Annotated in this window: 14 protein-coding genes and 1 rRNA gene; all 15 read right to left on the reverse strand. The window is 37.4% G+C overall.

All coding sequences use genetic code 11. The features are described 5' to 3' along the window. Positions 1-174, reverse strand: a 16S ribosomal RNA gene (locus FFM62_RS08845); the annotation flags it as partial. Positions 175-674: 500 nt separating this feature from the next. After that, the gene (trxA, locus tag FFM62_RS08850) at positions 675-989 is read right to left on the reverse strand and encodes a thioredoxin (RefSeq protein ID WP_115471652.1); all 315 of its coding nucleotides are present in this window, start codon (positions 987-989) and stop codon (positions 675-677) included. A gap of 73 nt (positions 990-1,062) precedes the next feature. Beyond that, entirely contained in the window at positions 1,063-3,450 is a 2,388-nt protein-coding gene (locus FFM62_RS08855; protein WP_115471653.1) for an endonuclease MutS2, read from the reverse strand. A gap of 42 nt (positions 3,451-3,492) precedes the next feature. After that, complete coding sequence (locus tag FFM62_RS08860) at positions 3,493-4,032, reverse strand: CvpA family protein (protein ID WP_115471654.1); 540 nt, start codon at positions 4,030-4,032, stop codon at positions 3,493-3,495. Continuing rightward, positions 4,032-4,262 (reverse strand): cell division protein ZapA, encoded by a 231-nt coding sequence (zapA, locus tag FFM62_RS08865; protein ID WP_115471655.1) that lies wholly within the window; start codon positions 4,260-4,262, stop codon positions 4,032-4,034. Before zapA ends, FFM62_RS08860 begins: the two co-directional genes overlap by 1 nt. Positions 4,263-4,464: 202 nt before the next feature. After that, entirely contained in the window at positions 4,465-5,091 is a 627-nt protein-coding gene (yihA, locus tag FFM62_RS08870; RefSeq protein ID WP_115471656.1) for a ribosome biogenesis GTP-binding protein YihA/YsxC, read from the reverse strand. Between the two features lie 12 nt (positions 5,092-5,103). Beyond that, positions 5,104-6,351: an ATP-dependent Clp protease ATP-binding subunit ClpX gene (gene clpX, locus FFM62_RS08875; RefSeq protein WP_115471657.1), complete on the reverse strand. Its 1,248-nt coding sequence runs from the start codon at positions 6,349-6,351 to the stop codon at positions 5,104-5,106. 131 nt (positions 6,352-6,482) lie between these two features. Then, complete coding sequence (tig, locus tag FFM62_RS08880) at positions 6,483-7,772, reverse strand: trigger factor (protein ID WP_115471658.1); 1,290 nt, start codon at positions 7,770-7,772, stop codon at positions 6,483-6,485. Between the two features lie 244 nt (positions 7,773-8,016). Next, positions 8,017-9,204 (reverse strand): elongation factor Tu, encoded by a 1,188-nt coding sequence (tuf, locus tag FFM62_RS08885; RefSeq protein WP_115471659.1) that lies wholly within the window; start codon positions 9,202-9,204, stop codon positions 8,017-8,019. Positions 9,205-9,405: 201 nt separating this feature from the next. Further along, positions 9,406-10,329, reverse strand: a complete 924-nt coding sequence (locus tag FFM62_RS08890; protein ID WP_115471660.1) for a hypothetical protein — start codon at positions 10,327-10,329, stop codon at positions 9,406-9,408. 115 nt (positions 10,330-10,444) lie between these two features. Further along, positions 10,445-12,343, reverse strand: a complete 1,899-nt coding sequence (locus FFM62_RS08895) for a ribonuclease J (protein WP_115471661.1) — start codon at positions 12,341-12,343, stop codon at positions 10,445-10,447. Between the two features lie 254 nt (positions 12,344-12,597). Further along, positions 12,598-12,852, reverse strand: coding sequence for a 30S ribosomal protein S20 (gene rpsT / locus FFM62_RS08900; protein WP_115471662.1), 255 nt, complete (start codon positions 12,850-12,852; stop codon positions 12,598-12,600). Between the two features lie 55 nt (positions 12,853-12,907). Further along, complete coding sequence (rpsO, locus tag FFM62_RS08905; protein WP_075270627.1) at positions 12,908-13,177, reverse strand: 30S ribosomal protein S15; 270 nt, start codon at positions 13,175-13,177, stop codon at positions 12,908-12,910. Positions 13,178-13,312: 135 nt separating this feature from the next. After that, positions 13,313-14,338: a DNA polymerase III subunit delta gene (gene holA / locus FFM62_RS08910; RefSeq protein ID WP_115471663.1), complete on the reverse strand. Its 1,026-nt coding sequence runs from the start codon at positions 14,336-14,338 to the stop codon at positions 13,313-13,315. A gap of 60 nt (positions 14,339-14,398) precedes the next feature. Next, positions 14,399-16,468 (reverse strand): ComEC/Rec2 family competence protein, encoded by a 2,070-nt coding sequence (locus FFM62_RS08915; RefSeq protein WP_170178057.1) that lies wholly within the window; start codon positions 16,466-16,468, stop codon positions 14,399-14,401. Positions 16,469-16,564 lie beyond the last annotated feature (96 nt).

Genomic DNA, 16,564 nt, shown 5'->3' on the forward strand with positions numbered 1-16,564 from the left:
ATCCCCTGCTAAGAGGTAGGTTACCCACGTGTTACTCACCCGTTCGCCACTCTTTGTCAGATAAAATCAAATCAGAGCAAGCTCTTCATATCAATTAAAAACAAAGCGTTCGACTTGCATGTATTAGGCACGCCGCCAGCGTTCATCCTGAGCCAGGATCAAACTCTCATTTTAAAAGTTTGAGTATAACTCAATTTGTTGTTATTTGTTTAACAGAAGTTAAACGAATTTATTAGTGAATTGACTTCACAAATGTTTTGTATCAAGTAAATTACTTGATACAAAACATTTGTTTCATCGAAACGATATTCAGTTTTCAATGATCAACAGTCGTTGTCTCGCTGACAACTTAATCCATATTACAGAAGTTAAGTTAAATTGTCAATAACTTTTTTATAGGAATTCATTAAAAACATATTCCAAAAGATATAACAGACAACTCAATCAATAATACACACGTTTTTAAGCAAAGTCAATAAAAACTTTAATGATATGCTACATCATCGCTTTTATTCAAAGATGCCTTAAAAAGCGTGCTTTATTAATATACTGCTAGGTACATGCAACGTCAATAGTTTTTATTAAATTACCCAATAAATGCGTCATTCCCCATTAAAAAAGCTATCAATCAGCATTTTTGCCGATTGATAGCTAAATTTAAGAACTATTTACGCTTAACCTACGTGCTTAGCCAAAATTGCCTCAAGTTGATGAGCTGGTGTAAAGCCTGTCAAACGCTCAACTACCTCACCATCCTTTTTAACTAGTAAAGTTGGGATAGCCATGATACCAAACTCTTGAGCTGTTGCTGGATTTTCATCAACATCCATCTTCGTGAATTTCACGTTATCCATTTTTTCTGACACCGTCTCAACAACTGGTGATTGCATACGACAAGGACCACACCATGTTGCCCAAAAATCAGTAATTGTCACGCCAGAGTTTGTCTCTGCCACGAAGTTATCATCATTAATATCTGTTACAGCCATTAAAATCTCTCCCTCTTAATACTTATTTATTGTTAGTATAAACTCTGTTAACTAATTTGTCGATACATGTGTCTTAATTAAATTGCACATAAGTTGCCCCTTGATCAGGACCCGTAAATTTAAATGATTCAATTTGGCGGTGTGAGCGAAGATATTCCTGGACACCTTTACGAATTGCTCCAGTTCCTTTACCGTGGATAATTTCAACGGATGACAAATTATTTAATAATGCTTGATCAATAAAACGATCTAATTCAGCCATAGCCGGCTCATAACGAACGCCACGTAAATCTAATTTTGCTGCTGCTTCAGCACGATTTGTTGCCTTATTTGTATTAACATGTGAAGTTTTACGCTGTTTATTCTTCCTTGGCTTTGGATCATTTGTTGGCGCTTTATCCTGCTTTTCAATTTCGTCACCAGACAACACCATTTTTAAAATCCCCATTTGAACTTCAAATTTATGATCCTTCAATTGGCGTACAATCGTCCCTTGCTGCCCATACTCACGAACAAGGACTGTATCTCCCACCGAAAGTGGTACCTGCTTGGCTTTTTTAGCCTTACGTAAAATGCGATTATTTGTCGCCGATGGCTCTTCATGCATAGCATTTAATGCACCCTTTGCATCCATCAACTTATTTTCTTTAATAGTTGCACCATCACGCGCCATCTTATGTAAATCACCAATAATTTTGTCCGTTTTACGGCGGGCATCAGCAACAATATGATTAGCTTCTTTCTTAGCATCCTCTACTGTTTTGGCCCGCTGTTTATCAATGGCCTCTAACTTTGCCTCATAATCATTTTTCAATTGACGATTTTCAACAACCTTTTGGGTCAATTCAACTTGTTGCGTCAAAACAGCATTTCTTCTGGCAACCAAATCCGCAATCATGTCGTTTAATTCTTGCGAGTCTTCCGACGTCAACGCAGACGCACTATTAATAATATTATCAGATAATCCTAGTCTCTTAGCGATTTCAAGAGCATTTGAACGTCCTGGAACACCAATTAAGAATTTATAAGTTGGTCGTAGAGAATCAATGTCAAATTCCATAGATGCATTAATTGTATCCGCTCGGTTATAACCATAGACTTTTAATTCGGGATAGTGTGTTGTAGCAACAGAGTAAGCCCCTGTTTCACCTACAGCGTCTAAAATAGCCATCGCCAGAGCCGCTCCTTCTTGCGGATCCGTTCCTGCTCCTAACTCATCAAACAATACGAGAGAATCTTTATCCATCTTCGATAGAATATCGATTATATTCACCATATGCGCTGAAAATGTTGAGAGAGATTGTTCAATTGACTGCTCATCCCCAATATCAGCAAAAATTTCTTTAAATATACCAACGCTAGAATATTCAGCAGCAGGAATAAAGAACCCCGACTGTGCCATTATTTGCAATAGTCCAAGCGTCTTTAACGTAATTGTTTTTCCACCCGTATTTGGACCGGTTACAATAATCGCACTATAATCTTCACCAATCGTAATATCATTTGGTACCACTTTATCTGGGTCTAACAATGGGTGACGGGCCTTTAATAATCGCACATGATTTTCCGCACTGAATTCTGGCTCAATAGCCTTGATTGCAACCGCATAACGTGCCTTAGCATTTAAAAAATCTAAATGTCCCAAGACCTGCGCATTATTTTCTATATTATCCGCTTCTGGCGCTAGTTTTGCTGATAATTCAATCAACACACGTTCTTCTTCTTGCCGTTCTTGTAAATAATACTCTCGTAATCGATTATTCATATCAACGACATCAGCAGGTTCAATATACAATGTTTGTCCTGTTTGTGATTGGTCATGAACAACGCCACCGAATTTTTGACGATACGTTGCCTTAACAGGCAAAACATATCGTTCGTTACGAATAGTTACAATCGGGTCTGACAAATACTGCGCAGATTTACCACGCGTATAATCTTGCATTTTTTGCCTAATCGCATTTTCCGTCCCAGTAATCGCTTGTCGAATACGATGTAATTCTGATGAAGCCTCATCATTCAAACGTCCATCTCCATCAATAGCGACATTCACACGTCTCGTTAGTTCTGGCAATAATACTAATTTATTATAATAAACTGCTAATGCTGGTAAACCTTCACCACGATCAGCAACTAGATTTTCAAAAAAGCTTCTAATCTGACCAGTTGTAAACAGCACTCGACCAACTTGGGCAAGCTCAGTTCCACTTAATGCTGCATCAATACGTAACCGTTTCATATGGGGCTTAACATCTGCTAGCTTTGGGATGCTGATTCCTCCCTGCCAACGAAGAACCCGAGCTGCATCTGCAGTTTCAGCTAACCATTGCTGCATTAATTGTGCGTCAGCCGTTGGCGATAAGTTAAGTAATTCTTTTTCACCCGCCACTGTTGCTAAAAAGGGCTTAACCTGTGCCTTTACCGCATCATACTCTAGTGTTTTTAAAATTTTTGTATTCATTTTATATTTTTACTACCAACTTTCATGATTAAAATAACTTACTTACAATAACCACCAATCATAAACGGCCTCAGAAAGATAAGGTGTATCATTCATTATTCCTTGTGCAACGGTTGAACTAGCCATCTCCTGTGTATACCAAGGAATATTTAGTGTTTGTGTTATTTGTAAAACGAAGAATACTTCAACATAAACAATCAAACCAAATATAAGTAGTCCACCTATATGATTTAAAGTACTCAATATTGGTATTTTATTAATAAAGCGTAAACTTCGTTCAATAGATTTGACAATCGACATACCGACTAAAATGATTATTGTAAAAGCAATTGCCGATGCTAAAAATTCTCCTGGTTGGCTCATTGCTGTCGCTGGTACATTAGTGGCCGTCCAATTGGCAACAATGCCATTAACGAACATATCATACAACCAACTACCAAACTTATGGGCCAATAAAATGGCAAAGGTATAAACAATTAATCTACCAACCAGCATTGTTAAACTACGAACCAACCCTAACCGATAACCATGAATCATTGCTAAAATTATCAAGATAATGATAATCCAAGAAAAAATTGTCATTAATTTTCTTTATCCTTTTCAACTTGCATTGTTAATTGATCAGACAAGGCATTAATTGCTAACAAAGTCAGTAATTGATTATCATCCAACTTTGGCGCAGCCTGTTGCATCTTATCTAATTGGGCATTGGCCAAATCAAATACTGCTTTCATATGTGCTTGTGATTCATTAGCAGTAATTGTTAGTTCCTTACCTAAAATTGTTCCTTTAAAACGTGTTTTCTCAGCCATCTTAGTTAGCCTCCATTAATTTATCATTAGTTATTAGTATATCAAAAAAATAATTCGGATACAGCCTTAGGTACACTCCCGTAAAGCCCTTAAAAAAACAGAGGTTGGAACAAAACAAGTGTCCCAACCTCCTTAAGCGAAACGTGTTCCCAAAGACTAAGTTTTAATATAACGCCTTTTTTATTTCACTATCATTTTTAAACTATTCAAAATCAGCTGGATCAAATGCACTACCATCTAGCATTCGCGCTTCTAGCCAATCCCAAACGTTATCTTTTCCATACTTGGTTTCTGCTGAAAAAATTTCAAAATCTGACAACTCTTCGTTGAATTGCAAACTTCGTTTTATATCCGCTTCGACCTTATTCCATTTTCCACGAGAAATTTTATCCGCTTTTGTTGCCACAACTAATACTGGTAACCCAATATCCTCTGAAATCAACCAATTATACATTTCGATGTCTTCTTTTGAAGGTAGGTGCCGGGCATCTACTAATTGGACGATTCCTTTCAATGGTTGTCGCTTACGTAAGTATTCGCCAATCATAACAGCAAAATCTTCACGTGCTTTTTTTGACACCTTAGCATATCCATAACCAGGAACATCCACGAAAAAAATTTGGTTTTCAACCTTATAAAAATTTAAGGTCTGTGTTTTTCCTGGCTGTGCTGATGTTCTTGCAAAAGACTTACGATTAATTAACACATTTGTGAATGATGATTTACCAACATTTGATCGTCCAACAAAAGCAACCTCTGGTAAATCATCTGTTGGATATTGTGATTCCCGTACTGCAGACATCACGATTTCAACTTGATGAACTTCCATCGTTGTACCCCACTATTCTGTGACTAACTCTGGCTCCTCTTGACGTAATACAGCACCTTCTGTAATTACCACTCCAGTAACTTCTTCACGAGAAGGAACATCGAACATGACATCACGCATAACCTCTTCAACGATTGAGCGTAGTCCACGTGCACCAGTTTCACGTTCAATAGCCAAATGTGCCATTGCCTTAAGTGCATCATCAGTAAACTTCAAATCAACGTCTTCCAAAGCCAATAATGCTTGATATTGTTTAACTAAAGCATTCTTAGGTTCAGTCAAAATACGCACTAGATCTGATTCTGTAAGTTCCTCTAAGGCTGTTAAGATTGGCAAACGTCCAATAAATTCTGGAATCAATCCGAAGTTCATCAAATCTTCTGGCAATACTTGTTGCATCACCGACTTATCTGAGTTTTGTAATTGTTGTGTTTTAGCATCAGTACCAAAACCAATTACTTTGGCGCCAAGACGCTCTTTAACCATTTGTTCAATACCAGCAAAAGCACCACCAACAATAAAGAGAATATTCGTTGTATCAACTTGAATAAACTCTTGATTAGGATGCTTACGACCTCCTTGAGGTGGCACACTAGCAACTGTACCTTCCAACATCTTCAACAATGCTTGTTGTACACCCTCACCAGACACATCACGCGTAATTGATACATTTTCAGCTTTCTTAGCAATCTTATCAATCTCATCGATATAAATAATACCAGTTTCAGCTCGTTCAACATCATAATCAGCTGCTTGAACAAGTTTCAACAAAATATTCTCAACATCTTCACCAACGTAACCTGCTTCAGTAAGTGTTGTTGCATCCGCAATCGCAAAAGGTACATTTAGTAACTTAGCCATTGATTGTGCAATATAAGTTTTTCCAGAACCAGTTGGTCCAATTACTGCGATATTTGATTTTTGTAGATCAACACCTTCTATACCCGTCTCACCTGTTAATTTTGCATTAACACGTTTGTAATGGTTATAGACAGCCACTGCCAAAGTATGTTTAGCATCATCTTGACCGATAACATATTCATTTAGATTATCAACGATTTCACGCGGCGTCTTTAGTGTTAGCGTCCGTGCTTCTGCATCTTGTTGCATATCTTCGTTAATAATATCTTGGGCTAGTGCAACACACTCATTACAAATATAAACACCCGGTCCTGCAATCAACTTTTTGACTTCAGTAGAGGGTTTACCACAAAATGAACAGTATGCAACACCATTCGAGTCGTCAGTCGTATTAAACACTGTCCAACCTCCTATAACTTCTATCCATTAAATTATAATACTGTAAGTATTGTATCAAACTTCCATTACTGGAAAAAGACAAAAAAGGTCAGACTTACACAAAAGTCCAACCTTTTTATTAAAACCAATATTTAGGCTTCAACTGCTTCAGCAACAATCAAGTCAACAACTGACTTAATGGCAATGTCATGTGACAACATGTCATCTGACAATGCATTGCGAACAGCATCTTCTTCCATATTGTAAGCTTCAGCCAATGACTTCACTTCTGCAGCAATTTCTTCATCAGATGGCTTGATATCTTCAGCCTTAACAATAGCTTCTAATACCAAGTTAGTCTTTACACGACGCTCAGCACCCTCTTCATATTGCTTGTGAAGATCATCTTCAGACGTACCAGTGATTTGGTAGTAAAGCTCTGGTGAAATACCTTGTTGTTGCATTGATGCAAACATCTGGTTCATTTGACGGTGAACATCTTCATCGATCATTGCATCAGGAATTTCATCGCCAACAACCTTGGCGTTGTCAACTGCGGCAGCAACAGCTGCATCTTCCTTAGCCTCTTTAGCAGCAGAAGCTTTTTGGTCAGCCAAACGAGCCTTAACTTTTTCTGTTAATTCTGCTAATGTCTCAACTTCTTCATCAACATCCTTAGCAAATTCATCATCAAGTGCAGGAACTTCCTTAGACTTAACTTCATGAACTGTTACTTCAAAGACTGCTTCTTTACCAGCTAAGTCAGCTGCTTGGTAGTCTTCTGGGAATGTAACCTTAACATCTACTTTGTCTTCGGCCTTGGCACCAACTAATTGCTCTTCAAATCCTGGAATGAATGAGCCAGAACCTAATTCTAGTGAGTAGTTATCAGCTTGTCCACCATCAAAGTGAACACCATCAACTGAACCATCAAAATCGATGACAACAGTGTCACCGTTCTTAGCAGCTTCGTCAACTAAGACAAGTTCAGATTGACCTTGTTGCATGTTTGCAAGTTCCTCATCAATATCTGCATCAGAAACTGATGTATCAGAAGCAGGAACTTCAACACCCTTATATTGACCAAGTTCAATTTCAGGAGCTAATTCAACTTCAGCAGTCAAGATCCAAGCTTCACCCTTGTTCATTGATTCTGCTTCAATCTTTGGTTGTCCAACAGTAATTGCACCTGTCTCTGAAACGGCTTCTCCGTAAACATCTGGTAGAATCTTGTTCAAAGCATCTTGATACAATGACTCTTCACCATACATTTGGAAGAATACCTGCTTAGGCATCTTACCCTTACGGAAACCAGGAACGCTAATTTGCTTCTTTACTTCGTTAAAAGCTGCATCAATTCCTTTTTCATATACATCAACAGGAACTTCAAACTTGATTGTTCCTTTATTGCCTTCACCCTTAGTGAAAACTGCATTTGCCATGTTTATTCCTCCAATAGTCGCTAGCTTCACACTATTTACGACATAATTTATCTTTACATACCTAATCAGTATATCGGAAACACATTATTTTGACAATATTATGCCATAAAATATTCTGCTTACCGTAAAAAACTTCAAGATAAATTGTACAAAAAAATTCCCTATAATTCAAAAAAGAGAGTTATTACATGAATAATGCAATAACTCTCTTTTTATAATCATTAACTAACTGACAAATCGTAAATTAGTCTTTGATGTCTGAAACAGTTCCGGCACCAACAGTACGGCCACCTTCACGAACAGTAAACTTCAATCCCTTTTCGATAGCAACTGGTGCAATCAATTGAACATCGAATGTTACGTTATCACCAGGCATAACCATCTCAACACCTTCTGGCAATTCAACTACACCAGTAACATCAGTTGTGTGGAAGTAGAATTGTGGACGGTAGTTAGTAAAGAATGGTGTGTGACGTCCACCTTCTTCTTTGGTCAAAACATAAACTTCGGCCAAGAAGTTAGTGTGCGTTTGAATTGAACCAGGCTTAGCCAAAACTTGACCACGCTCGATTTCCTTACGGTCAACACCACGCAACAATGCACCAATGTTATCACCGGCTTCACCTTGTTGCATAGTCTTACGGAACATTTCGATACCAGTAACAACTGTCTTACGAACATCTTCCTTCAAACCAACGATTTCAACTTCATCGTTCAACTTAACAGTTCCACGATCAACACGACCTGAAGCAACAGTACCACGACCAGTAATCGTAAATACGTCTTCAACTGGCATCAAGAATGGCTTGTCAGTATCACGCTCTGGAGTTGGAATGTATGAGTCAACAGTATCCATCAACTCTTCGATAACCTTAACTTGTTCTGGATCACCTTCCAAGGCCTTCAATGCTGAACCACGAAGAACTGGAATATCATCTCCAGGGAAATCGTATTCTGACAACAATTCACGAACTTCCATCTCAACAAGGTCAACCAATTCATCATCGTCAACCAAGTCAGTCTTGTTCAAGTATACGACAAGGTAGTCAACACCAACTTGGCGAGCCAACAAGATGTGCTCACGAGTTTGTGGCATTGGACCATCAGTTGAAGCAACAACCAAGATAGCACCGTCCATTTGGGCAGCACCAGTGATCATGTTCTTAACGTAGTCCGCGTGACCTGGGGCATCGATGTGGGCATAGTGACGGTTTTCCGTCTCGTACTCGATGTGAGCAGTGTTAATCGTGATTCCACGCTCACGCTCTTCAGGAGCAGCATCGATTGCGGCGAAGTCTTCTAATTTAGCCAATCCCTTATCTGATAGTACCTTTGAGATTGCGGCAGTCAAAGTAGTCTTACCGTGGTCAACGTGTCCAATAGTTCCAATATTAACGTGCGGCTTAGTGCGCTCGTAATTTTCCTTAGCCAAAAGCTTGTCCTCCTATTATTCGCAGGTTGATTTGAACCAACCTTATTGCTTAGTTTAAGTATACTACACATACCTAATAACTGAAACAACAAGATACGAAAATCTTTTTAATTCTCTATATGAGACTGAAATTATTATATATAAATTCCTTATTTTTGTAAATATTTTTTACTTATTTTTCTTTATATCTACCGTTTTTTTCTAATTAAGTAACTCCATTAGGCTTTTTTGTGCTTTTTTACGCCAAGTAATTTGCTCATCTGATTCGTTTGGCATAGGATATCCAAAAGTTTCAGCTACTAATCCATCAACCCAACTCGTGGCATCCTGTACAGCAGTTGACAACTCTGGATAAGCTATCATTAATAATAAATGAACCTGCTCGCTAAGGCCATGAACCATATCAGTCCCCAGGGTCTTAGCATACTTATCCAATTCATTTAAAATATTATTGTAAATTTCATTTTGCTTAAGAGCTGTTAAACTTGCTGGAATATACGTTTGTGTGTGCCCGTCTAAATCTAAAAATTCGACGGGCTCCTTGATTCTTAGGCGCCTTAATTGATCTAATACCGCCGTTCGTGAAATCTGTGATAAGAACGGATCGCGCAAAACAAACTTTGCTCCAATTAGATAATCATTTAAAGGTAATTTATTTGCAGCCAATAACCTTTTCTGTTGTTCAACCGTATTACCATCACTTAAATGATAAAATTGTCGAGCAATCGTACGGATTGTCTTCTCCTGACTCAACCGATAAGAATTTTCTGCATCAACAACTTTAGGCTGTAATTTTTCCTGCACCCCTTCAGCTAGCCAAGTCAAAAACTCCCATGCGTTCAGAAAATAATGATTATGCAATGATAAATCTAGATAAACTCTTGCACTTTGCTCATCTTTTGCATATGAACTTAAATATTCGTCTGCAATTGTCTGCGCTTCTTGAAATTGTCCTTGTGCAACCAGCGTGGTCGCCAAGAGATGATTGACTTCTTCTGTCTGTTGTAATTGATATGCGCTATTTAAAGTATCTAATGCTCGACTAACTAAGTCACTATTTAGTTCCTCTTTCGCCTCCGCAACCAAGGAAGTGTATTGTTCATTGACCTTTTCATTATTTGTCATACTAAATTCCCTTCTAATTTAGACAGAAAAACATCTCCTAAACTAAAAAATTCTCATTCATTTAACTATATTGTTAAACAAAAAAGAATTTTTATCTAAATTACAAACTGATTATTTATTTCGCATCAACAGTTTGTTTGACCTGCTTATTTGATTTATGATTTTTTCGTTGCCGACGAGGCTTATTTGGCTTATGATTAGCCGTTTTTACGCCAGACTTTTTGTCATTGTTTTTTGACGTATTTTTTTTATTAGATTGTTTTTTGGCCGATTTAGCACCAACCGTCTTACTTTTATTACCTTGGTGTGATGGTGTTCGACGACGGCGACGACCATTCTGATTTGCCTCCATGATGACTGGCAAAATAACTGGCTTACGCCTTGTCTTTTCATACAAGAATTTTCCTAAAGCATCACGCACTGAGTTTTTCAAATTACCCCAGTCGAAATCCTTTGTATTCTTAACTCCTTCAGAAACAGTTTGTTCAACCAATTCTGCCGCTTCATGCATTAAATCACGCGACGTCTTTACGTAAACGAAACCACGCGAATCAATTTTCGCCGGTGCGATAACCTTTTTCTTTTTACGATCGATTGTGATAACCGCAATAAAGACACCATCCTCAGATAAAATTCGTCGATCATTCAAAACAATCGAACCAATATCGCCAACCCCAGAACCATCAATCATTGTTGACGTTACTTGTATCGAGCCCCCAAGGTAGAATTTTTCACCATTCCATCGTAGCTTATCACCTTTAGCTAGTAAAAATACATGATCATCATCATATCCAACTTGTTCTGCTGCCCGGTATGCTTCGTTTAAGACACGATATTCCCCTTGAACAGGAATAACGTTTTGCGGCTTCAACAAATTCAACATTAATTGAAAGTCATCTTTGGAAGCGTGTCCCGAAGACTTTTTGTCAGTAGAAATTTGTTTTACCGTAGCTCCTGCTCTAAATAACATGTCACGTGTCTTCGCAACATAGCCCTCCATTGCAGTAGATGGTGTCGTTGTGATAAATACCAAGTCACCAGGTTGAATTTTAATATTACGATCATCACCATGGGCAATACGCTGCAAATGACGAATTGGTTCTCCCATACGACCTGTTTCTAAAATAACCGTTTCATCAGCAGGTAACTTTGATAAGTTTTTAAGAGAAACAAACATTTCATTTTCAGGTATAGGTAATATTAACTTTTTCAAACGTAAAGCAGTTCGCACAACCTTCTCTAAATCGTTACCTGAAATAACAACTTTTCGGCCAACTTTATACGCGGCATCAACAACCTGTTGAATACGTTGAATATTTGATGCGACTGCGGCGACAATTATACGACCAGATTTGTGTAAGTGGAAATTTTCTAAAATGTAATCACCTAGTACAGATTCATGATCTGGTGTACCAATATGAGCAGTTCCAGCTGCATCAGCTAATAACGCAACAACACCTTTTTGACCAATTTCTGCCAAACGCAATAAATCTGTTTGATAGTATGGCAATGCTGTTGTATCTAGCTTAAAATCACCAGTATAAACCACTTGGCCAACTGATGTTTCAATAACAATGCCCAACGATTCAGGAATTGTATGTGTTGTTTCAAAAAAGGAAACTGTCACATTACCAAATCTAACTTCAGAAATTCCTTTCACAATATGATAATCATCGTAGTCTCTTAGGCCAGGTTGATTATGAATAGCTAATTTAGCCAATTCAATCGTCAATTCTGAACCAAATACAGGAACTTGCAAATCTGATAACAGATAAGGCAAGGCACCAATCGCATCTGCGTGCCCATGTGTCAAAAATACTCCAGCAACGTTATCAGCATGCTCAACCAAGTAAGCATAATCCGGGATAACAACATCCACCCCTAATAAGTCACTTTCAGGATATTTCAATCCTGCATCTAAAATAAATATGTCTTCATCGACCGTCACGGCGTACATGTTCATTCCATTTTCACGTACACCACCAAACGGCATAATGTCTAATGTAGTTGCCATAATCTTCCTATTCTCATTGTATTTCACGGGTTTATTATTTTACCCAACGTTTAAATGTTTAATACAATACTACCACATAAGCGCATACTAGAAAACCAGTAAGTCATTTATCATATTATTAAAATAGTTTAAATTGAAAATAAAATATTATGATATATATAAATAACACCTATAATCTATACAATAAAAAACAATAAAAAAGGCTAGTAGCATATGCTACTAGCCTTTTCATATTGTCTATTTGTAATTATAAATTACTTGTTCAACAATGAAGCTAAACGTGACTTGTCACGTGAAGCCTTGTTCTTAGCAATCAAGCCCTTTGCTGCGGCACGATCGATTGCTGATGAAGCTGAAGCAAATAACTCTTGCAAGTTACCTTCGCCAGTTTCAGCAGCAACACGGAACTTCTTCACTTCAGTACGGTATGCACTTAATTGTGAGATGTTACGCTCGCGTTGCACCTTGTTCAAGCGGGCACGTTGGATTGATGACTCAATAATTGGCATCGCTTTTCCCTCCGATGATAAATGTCAAAATAAAAACGTGATTAATATATTTATATTAACGACGCAAACCAAGCTTTTGGATCAACTCACGGTAACGTTGTACATCTTTGTTACGCAGGTAACGTAACAAGTTACGACGGTGACCGATTTTCTTCATCAAGCCACGTTGTGAGTGAAAGTCATGGTTGTGCTCTGACATATGTCCGTTCAATTCATTGATGTCAGCAGTCAACACTGCAACTTGAACTTCAACTGAACCAGTATCACCTTCGTGACGAGCGAACTCATTGATGATTTCATTCTTGCGTTCTGCAGAAATAGCCATTGTTGGATATCCACCTTTCATAATATAGTCGCCTCAAACAACGTATGACGACGGTGAACCGTCAAACATAGTAGAAGGTCATGTGCTAATGCACTTTAAGTATCATACTAAATTAAATAACTATATGCAAGCTTTTTATTCAGTCATTTCATTTTTATATTTTAAGATAAACAGTTCAAATAATAATTCTGGATCTTGGGCGGTCGACTTCAGTTGTTCCTCCATCCCCACTAAACCAAGATATGCTCTTGCTAATCTAACATAACTAAATTTTCTGACAGTACGCTTAGCTAATTTTACACGATATGGGTGAACTTTCAGTTCAGAGGCGATTCCTTTTTCGCTTTTCACGTTAGATTTAACTTGTAGCAACAAACGAAACTGACCAATTAACGCACCATGCAAACGAAGCGGCTCTTCACCAGTAGCTAGCAACTCATGGTACAAATTAACGGTACGCGTTAATTGCCCCTTTAATAAACTATCAATTAAATCAAAAATATTTTCAGTCAACGTATAAGTCACTACATCTTTGACATCAGCAACCCCAATCTGCTTTTCTGCTACCGTATAAAGCATTAATTTATCTAACTCTGACATCATCTGGGTCAACGAAGAATTGGTTAATCGAATCAATTCTTGTTTTGCTTCAGAATCAATTGTATAACCTCTTTCATTTAGCCGATCACTAACAAATTGGTTAATATCTTTTTCGCTTAAGTTCACAAATGAGAGATATCTCGCTTGTTCTTTCAATAGTTTTGTGACTTTCTTACGGTTATCCAGCTTATCGTACGGTGCAAAAATAACTAATACTGTTTGCGGCTCAGGCTGCTTAATGTAGTTCACCAAATCTTCAACATGATGTTCTAGATTATTTTTTTGACGTTCACCGGTTAAAAAATACGGATTGTCTAAAATCACCACTCGTTGGTCACCGAAAAATGGTACTGACTTAGCATCATCAACGGCCATACCTAAGGGTACTTCTGTTAAATCAAATTGCGCCAAGTTCAGTGTCCGGTCTTCTGGCTGGATAACGGTTAAAAAATTTTTTCTAACCAGGTCCAATAAATATTGATCCTGACCTTGGACAAAATAAATTGGATGTAGTTGTCCTGTCTGCACATCATTCAAAACATCTGTTAAAGTTACGGTCAAAACAACGTTCCTCCTACTTTTTCTATATTATAAGATAGCACGTCTCGACGTTTCTGCCCACTAATGTTTTAATTTGTGAACGTAAAATAAACGATAACAATTAAAAATCCCCCATTTTATCTTAATCATGCCTTGCTTAGCAGTATTATAAATAACAATATGATGTTTTTTTGCAGTCATCAACGTTTCCTTATTTGGATGTCCGTATCGATTATTCACACCGGCTGAAACAATACCAAATTTTGGCCTTAAATGACTAACAAAGTCCGCATCAGTACTAGTCTTTGAGCCATGATGACCTAATTTAAGAATATCTACTGGTGGCAAATTATAATGTTTAAGAATTTCTTTCTCCCCTTTTTTAGACAAATCTCCAGTCATCATTAGTCTAACCCGCTTAAAGTTAACATAGACTGCGATGGAATCATCATTTTCACCCACTCCTTGTTGTATCGGATGGCAAACTTGAATATCTTTAGTAATTTTCATCCCAGCTAGTACTGGGCATACCTTTCCTCCGGAGTGAATGTATTTCGTGATTCGCTTATTAAATTTAGCCTGACATTCCATACCAGCAGGTACGTATATTTTTGCGACTTTAATCTGTTCTAGGAAATCTGAAACATTTCCTATATGATCAATGTCCTTATGCGTCAGTATTAGCTGCTGAATATTATCAATGGCATGTCCTTTTAAAAAATGAATTAATTCTTCAACCTGATAGTTGGTAATAGGTTGCTTTTTCTGATTACTCTGCGAAAATTGAAATTTACCACCAACATCAACCATAGTTACTTGTTGATGCGTTGGCCTTAATATGGTCGTATCTCCTTGCCCAATATCAAAAAATGCAATAAACCCACCGGAAAACATTCGCGGGGTTAACCAAGATATTGAATAGCAACAAATCAATACCACAAGCCAATATTTTTTCTGAGATACTAGCCATATCAAAGGTAATAAAGTCAAAACAATACAAAATAACATTAATGGCCGACCAAATAAACATTCACCAGGTATCCTTTCTCCCCATTTAATGCATAGCTGCATGTTATTAATAATCCATTCGCAAATAGTTTGCAACCAAATAAAATGACAGATGGTCGCAAGAATTCCAAGGGTAATAACAGGCATAATGAACCATACAAAAATAGGTACGATTATTAGATTAGCGATTAAACTAACTGGGTGCCAACTAAAAGTATGCCATAATAATGTCGGTAAAATAAAAAATGATAGCCAGATACTTTGATACCACGAGGGACGATTCTGAAGCCAAAGTAATCCAAAAGTCAGTAAGTAAGATAGTTGACCGCCTAAATTATGTAAAACTCCTGGTTCAATTAACATCCCACCTATTAATGCTAATCCCCAAGCATCCTTTGCATCAATATTGAGCCAATGTAAATCACGCCATGCTTGACTCACACCTAAAAATACGGGCCTAATCAAGGATTGCACGCCCCCAGCAAATACCCATAAGATAATTAAAATAAATTGCACAATAACCAGTGAATGCTCACGTTGTATCCATAGCCGTTGTGATAGGCGACGCCATATTTGGTAGACAATTGTTACCTGAAATCCTGAAATACTAAATAGATGCATCAAACCTAATAATTGAATACCACCATTTTCAATATAAAATTCTGAACGTGTATAGCCTAGCAGTAAGGTCTCCCCATAATCTCTTAATCCTTTGGGTAATTTTTCAAACCAATTCACCAACCGACAATGGAAACTATGAATCGTCCAAACTATTAACTCGAAAAAATTCCTTGGTTTGGCATCTCCTAATACTTTTGCTTTTTTCACCTGTAAACGATGTACAATGCCTCGACTACGCCAATAAGCATTAGGATTAAAAGAATATTCATTACGTGCTTCATTTATATGATTCAATTTACCAGTAATTTGAACAAAAATTGGGTATGAACTTTGAGAACATTTTTTTGCTATTTCACCCTGTTTTTTGAAACTTATGCGTACTTTTTCACCAGTCGTCAATCTAGCAGTGCCAGAACCATAACCTGGCTTGAAATCGATATTATCAGGATGAATCACAAGATAAGAATTAATGTCACCAATAGCTTGTTTATCTAAACGACTGATACCGAACTGCCAATACATAAAATAACTCAGAACGATTATTAAAATACAAGTGCTCAATAGGCGAAAATTAAATTTACGATATAACAAAATAATCAGCCATAAAAAACCAGGAAT

Source organism: Weissella thailandensis, from assembly GCF_005405465.1.
GTDB classification, from domain to species: Bacteria; Bacillota; Bacilli; order Lactobacillales; family Lactobacillaceae; genus Weissella; species Weissella thailandensis.